Source organism: Bradyrhizobium sp. (assembly GCF_036009065.1).
GTDB lineage: Bacteria > Pseudomonadota > Alphaproteobacteria > Rhizobiales > Xanthobacteraceae > Bradyrhizobium.
On the sequence record NZ_DASYMN010000364.1, the window covers coordinates 15,265 to 36,832 of the forward strand.

At 63.3% G+C, this 21,568-nt stretch carries 20 protein-coding genes; 10 read left to right on the top strand and 10 right to left on the bottom strand.

Features of this window, described 5'->3' with window-relative positions; all coding sequences use genetic code 11:
• On the bottom strand, positions 1–4,689 hold the full coding sequence (locus VGP39_RS21915) for a GDSL-type esterase/lipase family protein (RefSeq protein ID WP_327570187.1): 4,689 nt from the start codon (positions 4,687–4,689) through the stop codon (positions 1–3).
• Between the two features lie 388 nt (positions 4,690–5,077).
• Between VGP39_RS21915 and VGP39_RS21920 the strand changes: the two genes are divergently transcribed.
• Entirely contained in the window at positions 5,078–7,024 is a 1,947-nt protein-coding gene (locus tag VGP39_RS21920; RefSeq protein ID WP_327570204.1) for an AsmA family protein, read from the top strand.
• 161 nt (positions 7,025–7,185) lie between these two features.
• On the opposite strand, the gene VGP39_RS21925 is transcribed toward VGP39_RS21920, so the two are convergent.
• The 4 genes from VGP39_RS21925 to VGP39_RS21940 form a co-directional block, all read right to left on the bottom strand.
• Positions 7,186–7,998 (bottom strand): ABC transporter permease, encoded by an 813-nt coding sequence (locus tag VGP39_RS21925; protein ID WP_327570188.1) that lies wholly within the window; start codon positions 7,996–7,998, stop codon positions 7,186–7,188.
• 214 nt (positions 7,999–8,212) lie between these two features.
• Complete coding sequence (locus tag VGP39_RS21930) at positions 8,213–9,124, bottom strand: ABC transporter permease (protein WP_327570189.1); 912 nt, start codon at positions 9,122–9,124, stop codon at positions 8,213–8,215.
• On the bottom strand, positions 9,121–10,269 hold the full coding sequence (locus VGP39_RS21935; protein WP_327570190.1) for an ABC transporter ATP-binding protein: 1,149 nt from the start codon (positions 10,267–10,269) through the stop codon (positions 9,121–9,123). The genes VGP39_RS21930 and VGP39_RS21935 overlap by 4 nt, the downstream gene beginning before the upstream one ends.
• 56 nt (positions 10,270–10,325) lie before the next feature.
• Positions 10,326–13,013 carry a sensor domain-containing protein gene (locus tag VGP39_RS21940; protein ID WP_327570191.1) on the bottom strand — a complete coding sequence of 896 codons (2,688 nt, stop codon included), beginning with the start codon at positions 13,011–13,013 and terminating at the stop codon, positions 10,326–10,328.
• 286 nt (positions 13,014–13,299) lie between these two features.
• Between VGP39_RS21940 and VGP39_RS21945 the strand changes: the two genes are divergently transcribed.
• Positions 13,300–14,421, top strand: coding sequence for an NAD(P)/FAD-dependent oxidoreductase (locus tag VGP39_RS21945; RefSeq protein WP_327570192.1), 1,122 nt, complete (start codon positions 13,300–13,302; stop codon positions 14,419–14,421).
• 87 nt (positions 14,422–14,508) lie between these two features.
• Here VGP39_RS21945 and VGP39_RS21950 read toward each other — a convergent pair whose 3' ends face one another.
• Positions 14,509–14,694 (bottom strand): YdcH family protein, encoded by a 186-nt coding sequence (locus VGP39_RS21950; protein WP_327570193.1) that lies wholly within the window; start codon positions 14,692–14,694, stop codon positions 14,509–14,511.
• Between the two features lie 236 nt (positions 14,695–14,930).
• Between VGP39_RS21950 and VGP39_RS21955 the strand changes: the two genes are divergently transcribed.
• Positions 14,931–15,143, top strand: coding sequence for a YdcH family protein (locus VGP39_RS21955; protein ID WP_327570194.1), 213 nt, complete (start codon positions 14,931–14,933; stop codon positions 15,141–15,143).
• A 114-nt stretch (positions 15,144–15,257) separates the two neighbouring features.
• On the opposite strand, the gene VGP39_RS21960 is transcribed toward VGP39_RS21955, so the two are convergent.
• Positions 15,258–15,635 (bottom strand): response regulator, encoded by a 378-nt coding sequence (locus VGP39_RS21960; protein WP_327570195.1) that lies wholly within the window; start codon positions 15,633–15,635, stop codon positions 15,258–15,260.
• 152 nt (positions 15,636–15,787) lie between these two features.
• Here VGP39_RS21960 and VGP39_RS21965 point away from each other — a divergent pair, with 152 nt between their 5' ends.
• The 3 genes from VGP39_RS21965 to VGP39_RS21975 all read left to right on the top strand — a co-directional run bounded on the left by VGP39_RS21965 (position 15,788) and on the right by VGP39_RS21975 (position 16,624).
• Positions 15,788–15,892, top strand: coding sequence for a hypothetical protein (locus VGP39_RS21965; protein ID WP_327570205.1), 105 nt, complete (start codon positions 15,788–15,790; stop codon positions 15,890–15,892).
• Positions 15,893–16,009: 117 nt separating this feature from the next.
• The gene (locus VGP39_RS21970; RefSeq protein ID WP_327570196.1) at positions 16,010–16,345 is read left to right on the top strand and encodes a sensor histidine kinase; all 336 of its coding nucleotides are present in this window, start codon (positions 16,010–16,012) and stop codon (positions 16,343–16,345) included.
• 69 nt (positions 16,346–16,414) lie between these two features.
• Complete coding sequence (locus VGP39_RS21975) at positions 16,415–16,624, top strand: hypothetical protein (protein ID WP_327570197.1); 210 nt, start codon at positions 16,415–16,417, stop codon at positions 16,622–16,624.
• A gap of 34 nt (positions 16,625–16,658) precedes the next feature.
• Here the strand turns inward: VGP39_RS21975 and VGP39_RS21980 are convergent, their stop codons facing one another.
• Together VGP39_RS21980 and VGP39_RS21985 are read right to left on the bottom strand one after the other, a co-directional pair.
• Positions 16,659–17,816, bottom strand: a complete 1,158-nt coding sequence (locus VGP39_RS21980) for an epoxide hydrolase family protein (RefSeq protein ID WP_327570198.1) — start codon at positions 17,814–17,816, stop codon at positions 16,659–16,661.
• A gap of 2 nt (positions 17,817–17,818) precedes the next feature.
• Positions 17,819–18,517: a GGDEF domain-containing protein gene (locus VGP39_RS21985; protein WP_327570199.1), complete on the bottom strand. Its 699-nt coding sequence runs from the start codon at positions 18,515–18,517 to the stop codon at positions 17,819–17,821.
• A 115-nt stretch (positions 18,518–18,632) separates the two neighbouring features.
• Here VGP39_RS21985 and purE point away from each other — a divergent pair, with 115 nt between their 5' ends.
• Together purE and VGP39_RS21995 are read left to right on the top strand one after the other, a co-directional pair.
• Positions 18,633–19,121 (top strand): 5-(carboxyamino)imidazole ribonucleotide mutase, encoded by a 489-nt coding sequence (purE, locus tag VGP39_RS21990; protein ID WP_327570200.1) that lies wholly within the window; start codon positions 18,633–18,635, stop codon positions 19,119–19,121.
• Positions 19,121–20,227, top strand: coding sequence for a 5-(carboxyamino)imidazole ribonucleotide synthase (locus VGP39_RS21995; protein ID WP_414644766.1), 1,107 nt, complete (start codon positions 19,121–19,123; stop codon positions 20,225–20,227). The genes purE and VGP39_RS21995 overlap by 1 nt, the downstream gene beginning before the upstream one ends.
• Before the next feature lie 222 nt (positions 20,228–20,449).
• Here the strand turns inward: VGP39_RS21995 and aqpZ are convergent, their stop codons facing one another.
• The gene (gene aqpZ / locus VGP39_RS22000; RefSeq protein WP_327570202.1) at positions 20,450–21,172 is read right to left on the bottom strand and encodes an aquaporin Z; all 723 of its coding nucleotides are present in this window, start codon (positions 21,170–21,172) and stop codon (positions 20,450–20,452) included.
• A 93-nt stretch (positions 21,173–21,265) separates the two neighbouring features.
• Here aqpZ and VGP39_RS22005 point away from each other — a divergent pair, with 93 nt between their 5' ends.
• Entirely contained in the window at positions 21,266–21,448 is a 183-nt protein-coding gene (locus VGP39_RS22005) for a hypothetical protein (protein ID WP_327570203.1), read from the top strand.
• A 13-nt stretch (positions 21,449–21,461) separates the two neighbouring features.
• Positions 21,462–21,568 (top strand): 30S ribosomal protein S21 (gene rpsU, locus VGP39_RS22010; RefSeq protein WP_327570206.1); only part of this gene is annotated, 107 nt, incomplete at its 3' end.

A 21,568-nucleotide genomic window follows, 5' to 3' on the forward strand; every position in this document is an offset into this window, starting at 1 on the left:
TCAGCCGATATTGAGATCCTTCAATTGCTTCGCGATCAGCGCGGCCACCAGATCGTAGCCTTGCTCGTTGGGGTGCAACTCGTTGGCCCATAGCAGCGTATGTTTGTCAGCATCTCCGAAGTTTTCGGCCAGCGTTCCGGTCAGCTTGACGTAGTAGACACGGTTCGGATAGGCGTCCGCGACCTTTTTTACCGTGGCGTTGAGCCGGTCGATCAAGCGACGCATGACCTTGCTCGCCAGGGCCAAATGCTGACTGTTGTTGATGATGTCGTAGCCGCGCATCCCGAAGAAAGGCTGTAGCCACGGTCCGGACCTCGCGATCAGTAGCGTATCCCCTCTGCCATCGGGAATCGGATGATCGTAGCCGTGGATGATGATGGGGATTTTGGAGTTCGTGGTCAGCGTCTTGATGATCGTGTCGTAGTACTTGAACAGCGTGACGTCGATAAAGTCGGCAACCTCTGCTTCATTCAGGGGATCTTCTTCGGCGCTCAGCGGCTTCAGCATCCTGTACAGCGGCTGCTGCCCCGGAAGGCCCGCCACAACATCGTTGCCGCCCCCACCGACAAAGATGGCCTTTATACCTGGCTCATCGGCAAGATAGTTCGTCACGTCTTTTAGAAAGGACCGGTGGGTCATACCGCTCAATGTCCGGCCGGCGGACGCGAAGTCTGACGTAGCGCGCGCGTTATCCTTATAACCCAGCTTGAGAAGCGACTTGGACAGGTTGCCCCTCACGACCCCATAGTCGCGCTCCCACTGATCAAAAAGCCAGGAATCGCCGACCGCCAGTATCGGCGTGGCCGTCGAGCTTTGCCACAGTTTGGTTTCCGCCCGGAGATCAAAGTCATGATCCGGCCCGGGCGAAATGGTGGCTCTTTTCCTTGATTCGAACGCGTCATCGGGAGCCGGCAACCGACCATCCAAAGCGAGCGTCAGCGGGCCCGGTCCGGCTCGCAACGGCAGTTGTGACTCGACTAAGGCGCTGAAGAAGCCAAGCATCACGGCGAGGGCCGGGTCGGCTCCGGGACAGGCATGGGTCGGATGGTCTTTAGCCCGGCGGTTGCCACCAAAGGCGTGATGATAGTTGGGGCAGCCCTCCTGCAGGTTTTGTTGCGTGGCGGAGATCACCGCCGCAACAACGATGCTGCCTGGGTCGACGGCCACCTTATGCAGACCCTCACCCATCCAATGCCGGACTGTTGCGGTTCGCCACAATAGCTCCGGCGCCGTGCGCAACTGCATGGCTGGGATAAAGTCTGCGCCGAGACGATTGCAAGCGTCGGTAAAATCAGCCGCCTCGACACGGCCAAGGCGCGCGCGCAATGACCACAGCGTGCCCTCGCGCAGCCACTCGTTCAAGACCCGCAGGATATTGCCGTTGACGGTGGGAACAAACCCGATCACGGCGCCGATCAGCGTGCGTGCGGCGAAATCCAGATCCTTGCCCGGTTCGGAATCGAGTATCGCGCGTGCCACGGGCGCCTTGAGTTGATTGCCGCGACTGCGCAGGAACTCGAGCGTCGCGCTTCGCAACGCGACACCGTGCGTTTTCCCGATTTCCTCGACCTTGTCAAAAGGGCGTGGTTGAAAGAAATAGCGCGAAGGGGCGAGAAAGTGACCCGGGTAGGTCGGCGGTTGGCCGGGCTGCCAGTCCCAGCGGTAGCCGCTGCGCCGGAAGCAATTGCCGTCTTCCGCAAGCCCGAACCACTCCTCGCAGAAGTCGGCGAGCAGCGAGTCGACGAGTACGCGCACGTCCACCGTCAGGTCCCAGCGCGTCTCGCCGTCTTCCTTGGCGTAGCCGACGGCTTCGTTGACCAGCTCTTGCAGCGCAGCCCTGGTCCAATCCCGTGCTTGTTTGAACGTGTACTGCGGGTCGAGAGCCATGATGGCGTCATTGCACGCCGCGGATTCGCGCTCGTAAGCCCCATCCTGACCAGCATCCAGCCCCAGATAGATTTCGCCAAAAGAGTCATGCATACGCGGCAGATATCCTTTGACCGACAAGTTGCGCTTGGGATCCAGCAGCACCTCATCAACCATGCGTCGCTCTGCCATCAGGACGCCGAACGGCGTCCGCAGCACCCCGCCATGACGCTCGCGGATGGCCGCCCAGATCGATGCAGTTGTAAAGTCGGCGGCGGCATCAGGATCTTCAAGCGCGGATTTCCAGGCCGTGATGGCTTCCGCGTGGCCGAGGCGCGTTTCGATGTCGCGCAGCCGGGCGATCGCTATTTCGCCGGCGTCCGCGCTCCATATCACGGGCCGTTTGCAACCCTGCGCCGCGGCCCGCTCTTGCAAGAGCGCAAGCGCATTCCTGGAAGGGACGAACAAATAGGCTCCCCACTCCAGCCGCACCAGGGGACGCGGCTCGTCGTGAAGCCGGTCGGAGCCGTCGACCGGCATATGGACCGTTTGGCCGTCATGCTCGAAGCGGAAATAGCGGCGGCGGCCGGATTCGGCCACGCCGAAGATAGGATCGCTCTGTCCCGAATACGAAGCCGAGCTGTTTGCGCCGTTCAGCCAACGCTGTACCGTTTCGAACTGCTCGCCGAGATTGGCGTTATATGCCATGAAGATAAGCCCGCGTTCCTGATCGAGGCTGTCCTTTACGGTCTGCGCGTCATTCGACCGGCGGACATGTGGACCGTAGGACATGCCGCGACGGATGAAGCGCGGTGGCCGGCTGCCGGCTTCCGGGTTCCTGACTCGCGGATTTGCGCGCCGAATGTGGGCATGAAGCGGACATAACCGACCGTCCTTGTCCGCGTCGAAATGGAAGTCATTTGAAAGCGGATCCGGATCGAGGACCACGGCCAGCGGCTGACCGGCTTTCGGGTGGCCGCCGGGCCAACGGCCCATCATCTTGGCCATGAAGTCTTCGCGTGTAAGCGCCTGCCCTGCGGCCGCGGCTTGCTGCTGCGCGGCGTTCAAGGTTTCGTCAAAAGCCTCCACATCCTGCCGCAGTTTGCGCAGTGCCATGAAGCTGCCGTCGTTGAGAAGCGACCGGATGAAGTCCGGCGCGTTCTCATAGCCGCTTGTGTTGTCGGAAATGTTCGGATAGCCGCACAAGACCTCGCCAAGATGGACGTGGTTGGAATAGCGCTCGCCTGCGTCGCCTTTCTTCAATACGGGGTTGGAAGTACCATCGATAAAGCCGAAATGCTCCGCAACGTCGCCGGCCGAATTCAGTAGCCGTTTCATCCACTGCAGCGACAGCGGCTTGACGCCGGGATGACTGGCAACCATTTTTTGCATCGCGCTCATCAGCTGCGCCTTCGACTTTTCCGCATGTTCATGCGGACCCCGCAGCCGAACCTGGATGACCGCATGAACGGCACTCAGATCGATGCGAGGTGCCGGATCGTCTTCACCAATGTCGGGGGCATCCACGCCGAGATGCCAGTTGAGAGCCGGCAGCCGCCACCGACGCGGATGATTGATCCGCAAGTCCCCCAACAGGCCGGCACGGCGCTCCATGCCCTGCACGAACTCGTCAGGAAGCGCGCGCACTTCGTCGTCCGAAAGGCCGGCGACGCGCAGGCCCTCGACCGTAAAGGAAATATTGGTGGCGATCTGCCCGGGCTGCAGCGTATCGGCCGGGGCCGCCGACCTGAAGGGCAGCGCTTTCAAAAACGCTGCAAGCGCCGCCGGTCCGTCGAAGCCGAGCAGAAACAGGCATCCGTAATGAACGTCCGGATATGCCTCCAGGATTCCAGCCTGCACATTGCCAAGGTCTTTCAGCGGCGGCTCCGCGGGAGGCTCCAGCGGCAGTCCGCGCCTTGCTTCGGGTTCAGAGGGAGGAGGCTGTTGAAGCCAGAGCATCGCCTCATCGAAGCGCTTCTGCGCACGGAGGATGCCGTTCTGGTAGACGCCGTCTCCGACCATGTCCAGAAATTCCGGGAGAAGTTCTTGCGCGGCGCGATGCAGTACCTCACCGTCCTTGGTGCCGGGCGGAAACACGTCGGCCAACCGGTACAGGCCGACCAGGCTCCGAACGCCCTGACGGAATGGGGGGATTCCCGCGCTCTGCTTGGTCAAGGGCACACCGAATCCGGCGTTGGTGGGATCGGTGCCGACCGCGCCGCCTCTGCCGAAAATGGACTGCCGCGCGATTTCCTCAGCGGTCGGAATTCTGATCCGCGTGACGCGCTGCTCGGCCGCATCGCCTGCTTCGCGGCGGTACACCCTTTCCTGCATGCGAAGGTAGCGGGTATCGTCTACCGTCAGGTCGGGCGTGGCGTAGAGAAAATAGGCCTCGCTCTGTGAGCGTTTAAGCCAGGCACCCCATTGTTCGTAACTGTTCTCGTAACCGAGCACGTAGTCCTCGGTGTTGCAGAACACGAGGTCAAGCAGTCGCGACACTTTCTGCCAGATGATGCGCACATAGGATTCCCACGCGCCGTCGAAAGTTGCCGTGAGCAGGACCTTATCCTCGGGTTCGAGCACGGCGATGCCGACCGAATGAATGACGCCCACGCGCTCCACTGCGTCGGACAACACGCGGGCGAACTCATACTCGAATCCGCCTGCGCGGCCGGCGTGTAGTCCGCGCAGCACGCGCTTCACGCGGGTCTTGTATGTCATGGTGTCCAGAGCAGGAATCAGCCCCTTTTTGATCGGTGCCAGGACCCTGAAGTCAGAAGTTCCGGCCAGATTGCCCGACTTGATCGTCAAATCGCGACGCATTTATAAAGTCCCCTCAGAGCACGCAGCCGATCATCTGCCGCACTTCTCGAAAATGCCACACCATAATTCTGGGTTATTCCGCCTCTTGATTATGTGAACTGGTTCACAATTGTGAATGTTTTCTCGCGCGGTGAACCGGCGCCTTCGAACCGATCAGATGACGTCCTTTGAGTAGAATCGATAGGGCGTCGATAGCGCTGCTGGTTGGCTTTGCTCGGCATCGGATCCCCCGGCGGGCGCTGCTACCCCGCGAACACAAGGGGAGAGCGGAAGTGCAGCCTTGAAAGCGTCAAGAAAACCCTTCAAGTTGCTGATAATGGCGGGCCGGCTGCCCCGCCTGACCTTCAGCCTCGACCCCGACGAATTCGACCCGGATATGTCATTGACGATGGCCCAAGGAATGAAACGCCTGGGGATGCCGATCGCGGCGCTGCTCGGCCTTGCGCTGATCGGCCTGATCGTCATGTCGTGGTTTCTCAACCGGGACGCCTTGCGTGCAGCGGTGGAGGCGCAGATCCGCGCCGTCACCGGCCTCGAGCTGGTGGTCAACGGCAATATCGACATTTCGGTGTTTCCCGCCAGCTATGTCTCGTTTCATGACGTCGGATTGAAAGGCGGCGGCGCCGGCGAGCCCGCGCTCGGGGTCGACGTCCTGACCGCGAATCTGCGGCTGCTGCCGCTGCTGCTGCGGCGTTTCGAAATCGCCGACGTGATGATGCTGCGTCCGCATATCCACGTCATCCGCGCCGCCGACGGCACCAGCAACTGGACGCCGTTCATCGATACGCTGACGCGGACCATGAAGCCCGGCGCCAGCAATCAATTGTCGTTTTCCGAAATTCGAATCCAGGACGGCGTGCTCAGCTACCAGGACGCCGCCAACCGCGTATCGGAAACCGTGGGCGACATCGACCTGTCGCTGGCGTGGCCGTCGATCTCGCGCTCCTTCGCCGCGACCGGGCAATTCGACTGGCGCGGCGAGCGCGTCGACGGCAGCATCAGCGTCAGCGACTTCATCGCCGCGTTGTCCGGCGAACGCTCCGGGCTGAAGGCGCGGCTGGCGAGCGCGCCCCTGAAAGTCGCGTTCGACGGCGCGGTCGCCAACCGCACCAGCATGCTGATGGAGGGCACGCTGACCGCCGACAGCGTCTCGCTGCGTAACGCGTTGCGCTGGACCGGACAGGCGCCCCCCGCCGGCACCGGCGGGTTCGGCCGCTTCGCGCTGAGGGCGCGCGCCAATATGGTGGGCGCGTCGATCGCGCTGACCAACGTCAATATCGAACTCGACGGCAATGTCGCCGAGGGCGTGATGACCTATTCGAACAACGGCCGCCAGACCCTGCAGGCGACGCTGGCCGCCGGCGCGCTCGACTTTACGCCTTACGTCTCGACCGTGCGGCTGTTGGCCAGCGGCCAGCGCGACTGGAACCGGCAGTTGTTCGACCTCAATTCGCTGACCACCACCGATCTCGATATGCGGCTGTCGGCGGCAAAAGTCACCGTCGGAAAATCGACGCTCGGTCGCACCGCGCTCGGCGCCAACCTGCGCGGCGGCACGCTGGCGCTGAGCATCGGCGAGGCGCAGATGTATGGCGGCATCGCCAAGGGCTCGTTCAATGTCGCGCGCTCCGACGCGGTCGTCGACGTCAAGGCGCAATTCCAGTTCATCGACGTCGACCTGTTGTCCTGCGCCAGCGAGTTGTTCGGCCTGACCAAGCTCTCCGGCCGCGGCAATCTCAATGTCGCGCTGGAAGCCACCGGCAACAGTCCGTTCGGCCTCGCGCAATCGCTCGACGGCACCGCCACCCTGACCGGCCATGACGGCGCCATCTCGGGCTTCAACGTCGAACAATTGCTGAAGCGGCTGGAGCGGCGGCCCTTGTCCGGGGGCGGCAATTTTCGCAGCGGTTCGACGCCTTACGACAAGCTGACCATCGCGCTGAAATTCAGCGACGGCATCGCCACCGCCGAAAACGTGCGCGTCGAGGGGCCGGCGTCGCGGGTGACGCTGACCGGCACCGCCTCGGTGCCCGCGCGCGAATACGACTTGAAGGGCGTCGCCAGCCTGACCTCGGTGGCGAACGCGCCGCCCGGCTTCGACCTGCCGTTCGTGGTGCAAGGGCCGTGGGACGATCCCTTGATCTTTCCCGATCCGGAAAGCCTGATCCGCCGCTCGCCGGGCGCAGCACCGCTGCTCGACGCGGCCAAGGACCGCAAGACCCGCGACGCCGTGCGCTCGGTGCTGGAGCGTATTACCGGGCAGAAAGTTGCGCCGGAAGCCGCCGCGCCTGCGCCGGCCAGCGCACCCGCGGCCGAAGCGCCGAAGGGGAATTGAGCAGCGCATTACCTTTCCATAAGTCGTCCCCGCGAAGGCGCGGACCCATAACCCCTGGCGTCTACGGTTGCAAAGATGTGTGCAACGGCCTTGCGTGAAACGAGACGACACGGCGTATGGGTCCCCGCCTTCGCGGGGACGACTCGTTGAGATGCGGTGCGCTACAGCGGCGCCGCCGTCTCTCCTCGCGCGCCGGACAGCTTTGAGGCCAGCGACGCCACCACGATCACCACCGCGATCAGGCCGATGATCAGCGTGCAGATCGCGTTGATCTCCGGCTTCACCCCCAGCCGCACCTCCGAATAGATCCGGATCGGCAGCGTCGCCGAACCAGGACCGGTGGTGAAGCTGGCGATCACCACATCGTCCAGCGACAGCGTAAACGCCAGCATCCAGCCCGCCGCGATCGAGGGGAGGATCAGCGGCAGCGTCGCTGCGAAAAATGCCCGCAGCGGATCGCAGCCGAGGTCCATCGCGGCTTCTTCGAGACTGCGGTCGAGCGCGCTCAAGCGCGACTGCACCACGGTGGCGACAAAGCACATGGTCAGCGTGGTATGCGCGATGGTGACGGTCCAGAAGCCGCGCTCGGCATTGAGTGCGACGAACAGCAGCAGCAGCGACAGCCCGGTGATGACTTCCGGCATCACCAGCGGCGCATAGAGCATGCCGGAAAACAGCGTGCGGCCCTTAAAACGCTCGCCGCGCGACAGCGCCACCGCCGCCAGCGTCCCGAGAATGGTCGCCGCGGTAGCCGACACCACGCCGACCCGAACACTCATCCAGGCGGCGTCCAGCATGGCGCGGTCGTTGAAGAATTCGATGTACCAGCGCGTCGACCAGCCGCCCCACACCGTCACCAGCCGCGAGGCGTTGAACGAATAGATCACCAGGATCACGATCGGCAGATACAGAAACGCCAGCCCCAGCGCCAGCGAAGTGACGTTGAATGGCGAGAGCCGTTTCAGGGGGCTCATCGAAGAGTTCCCCATCGCGAATGATTTGAGAGGCTGTTATTGCTGGAAGGGCTTACCACAACGGCAGCGCGCCCCCTGTCCCATGGGGAGAGGGTTGGGATGAGGGGGTACGGACTATCGTTAGGCCCTAACCCCTCACCGGGATCGCATCTGCCGATGCGATCCGACCTCTCCCCGCGGGAGAGGTGAAGCACACCGTGCTGCTCTGCAACCATCACCGCGTCTCCAGCCTGCGGCGCTGCAGGTGATCGTAGGTCAAGAGCGGCGCCAGCAGCAGGATGAGCAGCACCACCGCGGTCGCCGACGCCATCGGCCAGTCCTTGTTGGTAAAAAATTCCAGCCACAGCGTCTGGCCGATCATCATGGAATCGGAGCCGGCCAGCAGATCCGGAATTACGAACTCGCCGAGAATCGGGATGAAGCACAGCAGCACCCCGGCGGCAACGCCCGGCAGCGACAGCGGAAACGTCACCAGCCAGAACGCCTGGGCTCGCGACGAGCCGAGATCGGCGGCTGCCTCCAGCAGCGCGGGCTCCATCCTGGCGAGCGTCGCATACAGCGGCAGGATCATGAACGGCAGATACGAATAGACCATGCCGAGATACATGGCGCTGTCGGTGGACAGCCACACCACCGGCGCGGACACGATATGCAGCGCCAGCAGCGTCTTGTTGAGCACGCCGTCGTGCTGCAGGATGTTGATCCAGGCATAAATCCGGATCAGGAACGAGGTCCAGAACGGCACGATCACCAGCATCATCGCCACGCTTTGCCAGCGCGGCGGCAACCGCGCCATGGCATAGGCGATGGGATAGCCGATCAGCAGCAGTATCGCGGTAGAGACCAGTGCGACGGCGATGCTGCGCAAGTACGACAGCACATAGAGGTCGTCGGCGATCAGCAGCCTGAAACTGTCCAGCGAAAGCGCCGCGAAGGCGGCTTGCAGCGCCGGCCACCCCGCCGTGAGGTCGAACAGCGGCTGATAAGGCGGCTGCGCGATGGCGGTTTGCGACAGGCTGATCTTCAGCACGAAGCCGAACGGCACCAGAAAGAACAGCACCATCCACAGATAGGGCGCGATCGCGGCGATGCGCGCGGGGCGGGCGAAAATCCGGCGGGTGCTCATCGCTCCAGCACCACGCAATCGTCGGGCGCGAACCACGCCGTCACGCGCTGGCTGGCATTGTAGGCGTCCATCTCGAGCCGCGCGGTGTTGGCCATCGATGCGCGCAGGATCGCGCCGCCGTCTAGCTTGACCTTGTAGGTGGTGAGGCCGCCGAGATAATTGACCTCGATGACCACGCCTTCGAGCCGGTTCATTGGGATCGCACCGGCCGCCTCGGAAACCGGTCCGCGGCGCGACAGTTTTATTTTCTCGGGGCGGACGGCAACGCAGATCGTGGTCTTGGTTAGCGGCTGCCGCGGCTCGGCGGCGACGATGGTGCCGGCATCACGCGTCGCAATGCTCAGCCGGTGCTGTTCGCGGTTTTCGATCTGCCCCTCGAGCATGTTGATGTCGCCGACGAACTCGGCGATCCAGCGCGAGCTAGGCGCCTCGTACAGTTGCCGCGGCGTCGCCACCTGTTCGAGCCGGCCGGAATCCATCACGCCGATGCGGTCGGCCACCGTCATCGCCTCTTCCTGGTCGTGGGTGACGATGACGAAGGTCATGCCCAGCCGCCGCTGCAGCTGGATCAGTTCCGCCTGCGTGCTCTCGCGGAGCTTCTTGTCCAGTGCGGCGAGCGGTTCGTCCAGCAGCAGCACCTGTGGGCGCCTTGCCAATGAGCGCGCCAGCGCCACACGCTGCTTCTGTCCGCCGGAGAGCTGATCCGGTTTTCGCCGTTCGAGTCCCTCGAGCTTGACCAGCGCCACCATCTCCGCGACGCGGGTGTCGATCTGCGGCCGCGGCATGTTCGCACGCTTGAGCCCGAAGGCGATGTTGTCGCGCACCGACAGATGCGGGAACAGCGCGTAGTTCTGGAACATCATGTTGACGGGCCGCTGATGCGGCAGCACCCGCGCGATGTCCTTGCCGTTCAGAACAATTCGGCCGGCGTCGGGCGTCTCGAAACCGGCGAGCATCCGCAGCAGCGTGGTCTTGCCGCAGCCGGACGGCCCCAGCAGCGCAAAGAATTCTCCCGCCCGGATGTCGAGCGATAGCTTGTCCACCGCGGTGAAGCCGCCGAACTTTTTCACCACGGCATCGATGCGCAGCAGCGGCATGTCGGCCGCGGGGGCAGGCGGTTCGGTGGTCGCTAATTCCTCAGCCATGATTGCATGGTGTACACGGTGGGCGGGCCAAGGCGCAACGCGCCCGGCCCACGCCTTCAGCCCGCTTTGCGCGCGGGCGCCATCGGGCTGGTATCGTTGCGCCCGACCAGCGCGGAATATTGCACGATCGGGGCCGGCTTGCCGATGAAATAGCCCTGCACCGCGTTGCAGCCCTCGTCCGCGAGGAATGAGAGCTGCTCCTGGCTTTCGACGCCCTCGGCGACGATCGACATCTCCAGCCCGTGGCCGAGGCCGATCACCGCGCGAACGATCGCCGCCGATTGCGGGTTGCGTCCGAGGTTCATGACAAAGGCCCGGTCGATCTTGATCTTGTCGAACGGGAACGCCTGCAGATAGCTCAGCGAGGAATAACCGCTGCCGAAATCGTCCATCGATACGCGCACGCCGAGCGCCTTCAGCCGCCGCAGCAGCGCGAGGCCACGATCGAAATCCTCGATCAGCACGCCTTCGGTGATTTCAAGCTCCAGCCGGCCCGGCGCGAGGCCGGTTTCCAGCAGGATCGAATGCACCAAGCTGACGAGATCGCCGTGCATGAACTGCGCCGGCGACAGGTTGACCGCGATCTGCAGCGGGTGCGGCCAGGATGCGGCCTCGCGGCAGGCCTCGCGCAAAATCCATTCGCCCATCTCGACGATCAGGCCGCTTTCTTCCGCCAGCGGGATGAAATCGCCGGGCGGCACGAAACCGCGCACCGGATGGAACCAGCGCGCCAGCGCCTCGAAGCCGAGCACCTCGCTGGTTGCGACGGTTTGGCCCGCCTTGGCTTGCGGCTGGTAGTACAGCGAAAGCTCGCCGTTCCGGATCGCGAGCGACAGGTCCTGATGCAGCACGCGGCGGTCGCGAATCTGCTGGTCCATTTCGGGCTCGAAGATGCCGATCGAGCCGCGCGATTTCGCCTTGGCGCGGAACAGCGCCGCGCCGGCATTGGCGAGCAGCGACGCCGCGTCGGCGCCGTCGCGCGGGAAGATCGAAATGCCTGTGGTGACGCCGATGCGGACCGATTTGCCGTCGATCAGGAAGCCGCTCGCCAGGGCTTCCGAGACCGTCTCCGCCAGCGCCCTGCCGGCCCCGGGCTGCGTTCCATCGATCAGCAGGCCGAACTCGTCGCCGCTGAGTCTCGCGACAACGCCGCCACGCGCCGAGTTCTGAATGCGGCGCGAAACTTCGATCAGCAGCTTGTCGCCGACCGAATGGCCGAACACGTCGTTGATTTCCTTCAACCCGTCGAGATCAACCGACAACACTGCGAATTGCTCGTCGGTATCAGCGCAGGCCTCGATCATCTGGGAAAGCGCCTGCAGGAACGCCGCCCGGTTCGGCAGGTCCGTCAGGCCGTCATGATAGGCCATGTGCGCCATCCGCGACTCGGTCTGACGGCGATCGGTGACGTCCTCATGGGTCTTGATGAGATACTGCGGCTGGCCGGAATCATCGAGCACGGTGACGCGCCGCGTCAGGAACAGCCGCAAGCCGTCCTTGGTGCTGATCGGGTGCTCTTCGGTGAGCATGCCTCTTTTCTTGATCGCGGCTTCATCGCGCGTCATGATCAGCCTGGCTTCCCGCGGATTGAAAATATCGGCGGCGGTAAGCCCGGTGGCGTCCTCGCGCCGGCGGTTGAGAATGGTCTCCGCGCTGCGGTTGGCAAGCAGGTATTTTCCATCGCTGACGCGCTCGACGATCAGCGAAACCGGAATGTTGTCGACGATCAGTTCGAGGAATTTTTTGGTGTTTTCCAGTTCGCGCGACAGCGATTTGTGATCGGTCACGTCGTCGAACAATGCGATCAGGAATTTCGGCTGGTTGTTTTCGTCGCGGGCGATCACGCGGTTACTGGATAGCGTGCGCTTTTGCGACCCGCGCTCCACCACCATCTCGTTGCGAAACTGGCTGTCCGGCGATTCCAGCGCGGCGCGGTCGGCTTCCGCGATTCCCGCCGCCGTGGCCGGCTGGAAAATCTCGTCGGCGCGCTTGCCGACGATGTTTTCCCGCGACAGCCGCGAAAACTTCTCAAAGGCGCGGTTGGCGAGGATGTAGCGGCCGTCCTCGATGCTCTTGGCGGCGACGCAGACCGGCACGTTGTCTATGACGGATTCCAGGAACTGCGTGGTGGTCGCCAGTTGCCGCGACAGCCGGCGCTGCTCGCTGCAATCTTCATGCGTCGCCACCGAGCCGCCGTTCGGCAGGCTCCAGTATTTGACGAGAATCGATTGCCCGTTGGGCAATTCGGTGATGAGGCCTTCGCCGGTGCCGGCGAACTGGTAGAAATCGTCGATACTGATATCGAGCACGCCGCGTTTGCGGCGCAGCGCGAGCAATTCCGGCCCGGTCATATCCTTGCGAATATCCGAGCGCGTCAGCCCGTAGATTTCGAGATAGCGATCGTTGCAGAACACGACGCGCTTTTGCGCATCGGTCATGACGACGCCCTGGCTGAGATTGTTCAGGGCGGAGCTGATGAATGCGTTGCGCCGCAGCTGCGCGCGTGTGAATTTGCGCGACGCCGACATCACCCACAGGGTGATGGCGCCGAGAAACGACAGCACGACGATGCCGCCGATCAGCACTTCCCAGACCAGGTGCGGATCCATCGAGCCGATATAGCTTGGCGGCGCGAAGTCGCCGGACGCGGCCCGCACCACGTCCGACGGCGCTGCGAACAGGCACATGGCGGCCAGCGCAGAAATCAGAATTTTGCCGCCTGCCCGCCAATTCTTGGAAGCCATACCTCACCCGCGGATTGCGGGCGGAGTGTCTGGCTTCACGGGTTTGAATCGGGTAAACGCGTACCCCCGCAACGGGAAAAACTGACTCAAATGACGGCAATTGGCCCTTGATGATTAATGCTTTGCTAACAAACAGCCCGGCTTGGAAACGCCGGCAAAATCGAGGCCGGGCCTGCGGGCAAAAAACGCGTTATCACAGGGGCGATAGCGCGTTAAAAAGGCCACGCTTCCGCGGCCGCCCAGGGCACATTGAACAAGCAACCGATCCGGAAATCGCGAGCCGCGAATGGACAGAGTTGAGTGCGTCGTCGTCGGTGCGGGAGTGGTCGGTCTCGCCATTGCGCGGCGGCTGGCGCTGGCGGGGCTGGAAGTCGTCGTTGTTGAGGCTGCGGAGGGCATCGGCACCGCGACCTCCTCGCGCAACAGCGAGGTGATCCATGCCGGCATCTATTATCCGGCCGGCAGCCTGATGGCGCGGATGTGCGTGGCCGGCAAGCGGGCGCTGTACGGCTATTGCCGCGATCACGGCATCCCACACCGCAATTGCGGCAAGCTGATCGTCGCGACAACGGCCAGCGAGGCCGAGAAGCTGCAATCGATCAAGGCCCACGCCGAAGCCAACGGCGTGCTGGACATGCAGGTTCTCAGCGGCGAGGCCGCGCGCGCGATGGAGCCGGCGCTTCATTGCGACGCGGCGCTGCTGTCGCCTTCCACCGGCATCGTCGACAGCCACGCCTTCATGCTGGCGCTGCGCGGCGATGCGGAAGCCGCCGGCGCCGCCTATGCCTTCCACGCGCCGCTGCTGCGCGCCAGGGCGACGACGGGGGCGATTGAACTCGATGTCGGCGGCGAGGCGCCGATGACGCTGCAATGCCGGCTGCTGGTCAATGCCGCCGGCCTCGGCGCGACTGCGGTCGCGCGCGGTATCGACGGCATGCCGATCGAACTCATTCCGCCGGCCTATCTTGCGAAGGGCAACTATTTCAGCTGCAGCGCGCGGGCACCGTTTTCGCGCCTGATCTATCCGGTGCCGGAACCCGGCGGGCTCGGCGTGCACCTCACGCTCGATCTCGCAGGCCAGGCCCGGTTCGGTCCCGACGTGGAATGGGTCGACACCATCGACTACGCCGTCGATCCGGCGCGGGCCGAGCTGTTTTATCCGGCAATCCGGCGTTACTGGCCTGATCTGCCGGATGGCGCGCTGATGCCTAGCTATTCCGGCATTCGCCCCAAAATCGTGCCGCCGGCGGTGGCCAAGCAGGATTTCCTGATCCAGGGCCCGCCGGACCACGGCGTCGGCGGACTGATCAACCTGTTCGGAATCGAATCTCCGGGGCTGACGTCCTCGCTGGCGATTGCGGACTATGTCGGAGAACTGGTTGGGCATGACAATTCGCGCGGCGGCTGACCGCCACGGCAATTATCCCCGATACTCACAATTGTAAAACCCGAAGGCCTGTCCGTGGTGATGCAACCGGACTAGGTCTAAAAAACGCTAGTGGACCGTTTCACTCGCGGTCAGTTTCAACCGCTGGATTGCATCCTTGACCATCAATTTGCGGCGCTTCAACTCGACTATCAGCAGGTCGTCCGTGGATGGATGGGTGAGAGCCTCGTGCAATTCGCCTTCCAGAACCCGATGTTTGCGTTCCAGTTCAACGAGATGCGCCTGTATTGCCATACAAAGTCTCCTCGGTTGTGGACCTCAGATTCGATCTGGACAACCGGAGTGTACATCAGCCCAGGCGGCTGTCGATGGGTATTAAAAATTGAAATGTTCACATGGTGTATTAGTTGAAATGAATCGTGAGGGAACCTTCTTGCCCCGGCCGGCGCGCCGCAGCCGCCGCGCGGACGATATTCCTTGCGACCGCGGTATCCCTTCGCAAACCCGTTCGGTTTAAGTTAGTGTAGGCCATGACCGACGAAGAACGCGAAGCGCGAGAGCTCGCATCCGAGCTTGCCCGGCTGCAGCAGGAGCATCGCGACCTCGACGCGGCGATCGATGCGTTGCATCAATCGCCAGCGCCGGACTTGCTGCGGCTGCAGCGGCTGAAGAAACGCAAGCTGCAGCTGCGCGATCGCATCGCCTTCATCGAAGACCAGATCACGCCGGATATTATTGCTTAGTCATTTCGGGACACGCGCCTTCGCATGGACCCGGGATCCAGACGCACAGCGCTTTGGTTCCGGATTCCGGGTTCGCTCGTTTCACTCGCGCCTCGGAATGACGGCCCTTTCGGTCTACACGCCGATCAATTCGCGCAGCACGCCGGTGATCTGATGCGGGCTGTAGGGTTTCGGCAGAAACCGTCCGCCGTCCGGCAAATCCACTTCGTTCACATTCACATGACCGGAGGTAGCGACAATCTTGATCGGCGGCCAGCGGCCCTTGACCGCCTGGGCAAGCTTCAATCCATCCATGGAACCCGGCATCTGGATATCGGTAAATACCACGGTGATGTCGCGGCGGTTTTCAAGGATCTCGATCGCCTCGTCGGCATTGGCGGCTTCGATGGCGTCGAAGCCGGCGGCCTTGATCATCTCCACGGCATTCATGCGCAACAGGAACTCGTCTTCCACGATCAGCACCAGGGGTCTTTTGGCTTGTGGAAGACCCATGCGTCTCACTCCTTGCGAACACGCGGTTAAACCCCGGATATTGTTTTGGTTCCGAGCAGCGTGTCTCGAATGCGGTCGACCGCCTTGTCGGCGCCGAGGCCAAGCTTTTGACCGAACGGCAGACCGCCGAATTGCGCGAGCAGTTCATCGCGGTGCTAGGGCACGATTTGCGCAATCCGCTGGCCTCGATTGCCGCCGGGACCAGGATGCTTGCAAAGGCCAGATCGAAGAAGCCACCGAGGAGATTCTCCGGCTGATGCAAAAGAGCGCCGCGCGCGTGTCGCGAACTGCGCGCCAGCTATCCCGATCGAAAAGTCGAGGCGAAGTTCGCGCTCGGTCAGCCGGTCAATTGCGACAGCGGACGTATCGCGCAGATGTTCTCCAATCTGCTCGGCAACGACCTGACTCACGGAAGCCCGGTCAGCCCGGTGCGGGTGCAGGCCGTGACCCGCGACGGCGCATTCGAACTGTCGGTCGCCAATTCCGGCGATCCAATTCCGCCGGACGCCATGCAGCGGCTGTTCCAGCCGTTCTACCGCGTCGCGGTCCAGCGCTCGCTAGGCCTCGGCCTGGGGCTTTATATCGCCCCCGAGATCGCGCGCGCCCATGGCGGGACGCTCAGCGTCGATTCCAGGTCGAGACGCGGTTCACGTTCAAGATGCCGGCCGATTAGTGCGGGAAAACCGGTGCGGCCTAACGATCCGCCTTGACTCCGAAAGAACAAAAAGAGAACATGCCTTCGTCGCCGCCATACCCACGCCGAAAGCACGGAGTTTCCCATGTCCGAACGCGCCCCGCTGACCGAAAACATCCACTATGAGCAGGCCTGCGACCAGGCGATTGCGATGTGCGGCGGCAATATGCGCGGCGCGATCAAGGCGCTGATCATGGCCAACGAATATCTGGAGCATGAACTTCAGGAATTGCAGGCGCTGGCGTCGGGTGGCTTGACGCGAACCGGATCGGCCCGCGCAAAGGGCGCGGCCTGACCTTGCGCGAGATTGTACAGGGCCTGCCGGTCCGTCACCGCAATTCCCGGAAGAACGCCTGCACGTCGCCGGCGAGCAATTCCGGCTGTTCCAGCGCGGCAAAGTGTCCGCCCTTCGGCATGATGCTCCAGCGCCTGATATTAGTGTACACGCGCGCGGCAGCCCGGCGCGGTGGTCTCAGCATTTCGCGCGGGAATTGCGCGTAGCCGGTCGGCACCGAGATCGTGTCGCCCGCGGGCAGGATCGCCGAGCCGTGCAGACGGGCGTAATACGGCCAGAACGAAGCGCCGATCGCGCCGGTGAACCAGTAAAGCGAGATGTCGGCGAGCATGCGGTCGCGGGAAATCGCATTTTCGATGGTACCGTTGCAGTCGGACCAGGAGCGGAATTTTTCCGCGATCCACGCAGCCAGGCCCGCCGGCGAATCGGTGAGTGCAAAGGCAAGGGTCTGCGGCTTGGTGCCCTGGATCCACTGGTAACCGGTCTCCTCGCGCAGCCATCGTTTCAATTCGACGAGGTAGCTCTGCTCCTCTTCGGTCGGCTTGGGAAAATCGGCGGGATCACGGCTCGCGGCCATCATCAGATTGATGTGGATGCCGATCATGCGATCTGCATACGCGTAGCCGAGCCGGCTGGTAACTGCCGCGCCCCAGTCGCCGCCTTGCGCGCCGAATTTTTCGTGGCCGAGCACGTCGGTCATCAGCGCCGCGACGCAGTCCGCCATTTCGGGAACGCCGAACCGCTTCTGACCGGGCCTGAACGAGAGGCCATAACCGGGCAGTGACGGCGCCACCACGGTGAACGCATCGCGCGCATCACCGCCGAAGCGCGCCGGGTCGGTGAGGCGCGGGATGATGTCGAGAAACTCGAACACCGAACCCGGCCAGCCGTGCAGCAGGAGCAGCGGCATCGGGTCGGGGCCGACGCCGGGGACGTGCAAATAATGCAGGTCGACATCGTCAAGCGCTACGCGGAATTGCGGAAAGCCGTTCAGTGCGGCTTCCTCGGCCCTCCAGTCGAATTTTGTGCGCCAGTATTCGGTGAGCTCACGAAGGTAATCGACCTCCGTGCCATAGGCCCATGCTTCGCCGGGAGCGGAATCGGGAAAGCGGGTGCGTCCGAGGCGCTCGCGAAGATCGGCAATATCGGCGTCTGGAATGTGAAGCGTGAATGGAACGGGCTTGACTGTCATCCTCACCCCTCGTGCCGTCGCTGCGCCTTGCGGACATACATCGCGCTGTCGGCTTCTTCCAGCGCCTTGCGCGCCTCGGCCTGAGGCCCCAGGACCGCGACCCCGGCGGAGGCGCCTGCCGAGATCCTGCGGCCTCGAAACATGAAGGACAGCCCGTCCACGGCTTCCTCCAATGCGGCCGCCTTGGCGCGGGCGTCGGTTTCGCTTAAGTTCCACAACAGCAGCGCGAACTCATCGCCGCCAAGCCGTCCGATCACGTCCGACGAGCGGACATGCCGCAGCAGCGCCGCGACGATCGCTTTCAGCACTTCGTCGCCGGCGGCATGGCCGTAGGCGTCGTTGATCGGCTTTAAGCGGTCGACGTCGAGCACGATCAGCGCGCCGCTGGCGTGATAGCGCTTGATGTAAGCGATCGAGCGGTTCAGTTCGCGCTCGAAACCGCGCCGGTTCGGAATGTCGAGCAGGAAATCCTGATCGGCCGAAGCCTCCAGCTCCTCGATTCGTGCCTGCGCCTTGGCGAGTTGCGACCGCAGCCGGCGAACCGTCAGTTTGGGATCGGCGGCGACAGCTGGGACCCGGGATTTTGAGCCCCCGCTTCCGCGCTTGACGCGCCCGGCCTGATCGGGTTTGGTCCCCGCCCTCTCGCCGCTTGTTCGGTGTTTGATCGCTTTCAGTGCAGCGAGCTTCGGTTTCTTCTTCATGGGCCACCGTCATTGACCATGAAACAATAGCCCATTCCGTGATCCTTGCCACGACAAAGGCTAAACCTATAATCCGCCCTATGTTTTTGGATTCCCGAACAGAATTGACTTGGAAATGAGTGCCGCCGTCGCCATTATCATGGGTAGCCAGTCGGACTGGGACACCATGCGCTTCGCCGCCGAAACGCTGACGGCGCTCGGCGTCGGCTGCGAGAAGCGAATCGTGTCGGCGCACCGCACCCCGGACCGGCTGTTCGCCTTCGCAAAGGGTGCCAAGGCTGCCGGCTTCAAGGTCATCATCGCCGGGGCCGGCGGCGCGGCGCATCTGCCGGGCATGACGGCGTCGCTGACGGAACTGCCGGTGTTCGGCGTGCCAATCGAATCCCAGGCGCTGTCCGGCGTCGATTCGCTGTATTCGATCGTGCAGATGCCGGCCGGCATTCCCGTGGGAACGCTGGCGATCGGCAAGCCCGGCGCCGTCAATGCCGCCTTGCTGGCAGCCTCCGTGCTGGCGCTGAACGATCCGGCGTTGGCGGGCCGGCTCGCCGCCTGGCGGAAGGCGCAGACCGATGCGGTTGGCGAACGGCCGGAGGACTCCGCGTGATGGCTTCCACCCAGGTGAAGCTGAAGCCGGGCGACACCATCGGAATTCTCGGCGGTGGGCAATTGGGCCGGATGCTGGCGATGGCGGCGTCGCGCCTCGGTTTCAAGTGCCAGGTGTTTTCGCCTGATCCGGATTCGCCGGCGTTCGACGTGGTGCTGCACGCCACCTGCGCGGAGTATGCCGACGTCGAGGCGCTGGAGCTGTTCGCCAACGACGTCGATGTCATCACATATGAATTCGAGAACGTGCCGGCGGCCGCCGCGATGATCCTGGCGGCGCGCCGCCCGGTGCTGCCTGAATACAAGGTGCTCGGGACCACGCAGGACCGCCTTGCCGAAAAGGATTTCGTGGCGCGGCTCGGCATCGGCGTCGCCGCCTATGCCGACGTGTCGTCGCTAGACGGGCTGCGAGCCGCGATCACGAGGATCGGGCTTCCCGCGGTGATCAAGACCCGCCGCTTCGGTTATGACGGCAAGGGCCAGGCCATCATCCGCGAGGGCGATGACCTGGATCGGGTCTGGGCCGACCTTGCCACCAAATCCGCCATCCTGGAGGCCTTCATCCCGTTCGAGCGCGAAATCTCGGTGATCGTGGCGCGTAGCGCCGACGGCCATGTCGAATGCTTCGACGTTACCGAAAACGAACATGGCGACCACATTCTGAAGATATCGCGCGCGCCGGCCGCGGTTTCAGATGCGTTGGCGGCACAGGCCCGCGGCATCGCCGAGACCATCGCCAACGCGCTGAATTATGTCGGCGTGCTCGCGGTCGAAATGTTCGTGGTGCCGGGCCGGGAGGGTTCCACATCCGGGCCGCTCCTAGTCAACGAGATCGCGCCACGGGTGCACAATTCCGGGCACTGGACGCTGGACGGCGCCTCGGTTTCGCAATTCGAACAGCACATCCGCGCCATCGCGGGCTGGCCGCTCGGCAAGCCGGTCCGCCACGGCGACGTCACCATGACCAATCTGATCGGCAACGACGTCCTCGGTTACGAGCAGTGGCTCACGGTCCCCGGCGCCACGGTACACCTCTACGGCAAGGGCGCGCCGCGCCCCGGCCGCAAGATGGGACATGTCACGCAAGTGACGCCGGGCAAGAAATAGCTGCCGTCAAATTTACCTTGAAGCGGCTCGTGTCACCTCTCCCCGCAGGGGAGAGGTCGAAGCCGGAGCGAAGCGCAGGCTTCGGGTGAGGGGTCTCTCCGCGCATTCGGACTCGCGGATAGTCCCCTCACCCGGATCGCATCTGCGATGCGATCCGACCTCTCCCCTGCGGGGAGAGGTGACCTAACATCGCAATTCGACCTAAAGCATCGTGTTCCAGCATCACGCGGGCGTCTTGCCTTCGACGAGGCCGGCCGGCTCCTCGCTAAGCCAGCGATAGAGCGCGCCGCCGAGCGCACCGCCGATCAACGGTGCGATCCAGAACAGCCACAGCTGCGCCAGCGCCCACCCGCCGACGAACAACGCCGGACCGGTGCTGCGCGCCGGATTGACCGAGGTGTTGGTGACGGGAATGCTGACCAGGTGAATCATCACCAGCGCCAATCCGATCGCCAGCGGAGCGAAACCCGCGGGCGCCCTGCCGTGGGTGGAGCCCATGATGATGAACAGGAACATCATGGTCATCACCACTTCGGTGATGAAGCAGACCACCATGCTGTATTTGCCGGGCGAATGCGCGTCGTAGCCGTTCGATGCAAAGCCCTTGCTGAGGTCGAAACCGGCGGCGCCGCTCGCGATGACGTACAATAAAGCCGCGGCCACGATTGCGCCGACAACCTGCGCAATCACGTAAGGAAGGATCTGCCCCGTCGGGAAGCGGCCGCCTGCCGCAAGCCCCACCGTAACCGCCGGATTGAGATGGCAGCCCGAGACATGACCGATGGCATAGGCCATCGTCACGACGCTCAACCCGAAGGCGAGGGACACGCCGAGCAGGCCGATGCCAACCTGCGGAAACCCCGCGGCGATGACCGCGCTGCCGCACCCCGCAAACGTCAACCAAAACGTGCCGATCGCCTCGGCGGCATATTTTTTTGCGTTCATGTCGAATCCTCCCGGATGGTGATCTGGACGCCATTTTTGTGAGTCGTCCTGCGCGAGTATGTGGCCGCCTTCGGGCTGCTGTCGAGGTCGCCCTTGTTGCGCGAGAAATATGATAACTGGCCGAAAAGAGCGGCTTCCGCAGGCCAAAATGGCGCAAAACCGCGGCCTGGCGAGGTGGACATTCCCGGTTTGATCTGGTACATCCGCGCCCTTGAGGTTGAGGGCACGGCTTTAGTCGGCTCTCCGCTTTCTGAAGATTCCAATCCGATCAATTGAAAGAGGATGCCGCGTGCAGGTTCTCGTTCGCGATAACAATGTCGATCAAGCCCTCAAGGCGCTGAAGAAGAAGATGCAGCGCGAGGGTATTTTCCGCGAGATGAAGCTCCGCGGCCACTA

Coding starts and splice junctions, on each gene's coding strand:
- VGP39_RS21920 (WP_327570204.1), top strand. CDS start 5,078: ATGGCCCAAGGAATGAAACGCCTGGGGATGCCGATCGCGGCGCTGCTC.
- VGP39_RS21975 (WP_327570197.1), top strand. CDS start 16,415: ATGTCCGAACGCGCCCCGCTGACCGAAAACATCCACTATGAGCAGGCC.
- VGP39_RS21955 (WP_327570194.1), top strand. CDS start 14,931: ATGACCGACGAAGAACGCGAAGCGCGAGAGCTCGCATCCGAGCTTGCC.
- VGP39_RS21925 (WP_327570188.1), bottom strand. CDS start 7,998: ATGAGCCCCCTGAAACGGCTCTCGCCATTCAACGTCACTTCGCTGGCG.
- VGP39_RS21950 (WP_327570193.1), bottom strand. CDS start 14,694: ATGGCAATACAGGCGCATCTCGTTGAACTGGAACGCAAACATCGGGTT.
- VGP39_RS21970 (WP_327570196.1), top strand. CDS start 16,010: ATGTTCTCCAATCTGCTCGGCAACGACCTGACTCACGGAAGCCCGGTC.
- VGP39_RS21930 (WP_327570189.1), bottom strand. CDS start 9,124: ATGAGCACCCGCCGGATTTTCGCCCGCCCCGCGCGCATCGCCGCGATC.
- VGP39_RS21985 (WP_327570199.1), bottom strand. CDS start 18,517: ATGAAGAAGAAACCGAAGCTCGCTGCACTGAAAGCGATCAAACACCGA.
- aqpZ (WP_327570202.1), bottom strand. CDS start 21,172: ATGAACGCAAAAAAATATGCCGCCGAGGCGATCGGCACGTTTTGGTTG.
- VGP39_RS21915 (WP_327570187.1), bottom strand. CDS start 4,689: ATGCGTCGCGATTTGACGATCAAGTCGGGCAATCTGGCCGGAACTTCT.
- VGP39_RS21940 (WP_327570191.1), bottom strand. CDS start 13,013: ATGGCTTCCAAGAATTGGCGGGCAGGCGGCAAAATTCTGATTTCTGCG.
- VGP39_RS21935 (WP_327570190.1), bottom strand. CDS start 10,269: ATGGCTGAGGAATTAGCGACCACCGAACCGCCTGCCCCCGCGGCCGAC.
- VGP39_RS21980 (WP_327570198.1), bottom strand. CDS start 17,816: ATGACAGTCAAGCCCGTTCCATTCACGCTTCACATTCCAGACGCCGAT.
- VGP39_RS21960 (WP_327570195.1), bottom strand. CDS start 15,635: ATGGGTCTTCCACAAGCCAAAAGACCCCTGGTGCTGATCGTGGAAGAC.
- VGP39_RS21945 (WP_327570192.1), top strand. CDS start 13,300: ATGGACAGAGTTGAGTGCGTCGTCGTCGGTGCGGGAGTGGTCGGTCTC.
- purE (WP_327570200.1), top strand. CDS start 18,633: ATGAGTGCCGCCGTCGCCATTATCATGGGTAGCCAGTCGGACTGGGAC.
- VGP39_RS21995 (WP_414644766.1), top strand. CDS start 19,121: ATGGCTTCCACCCAGGTGAAGCTGAAGCCGGGCGACACCATCGGAATT.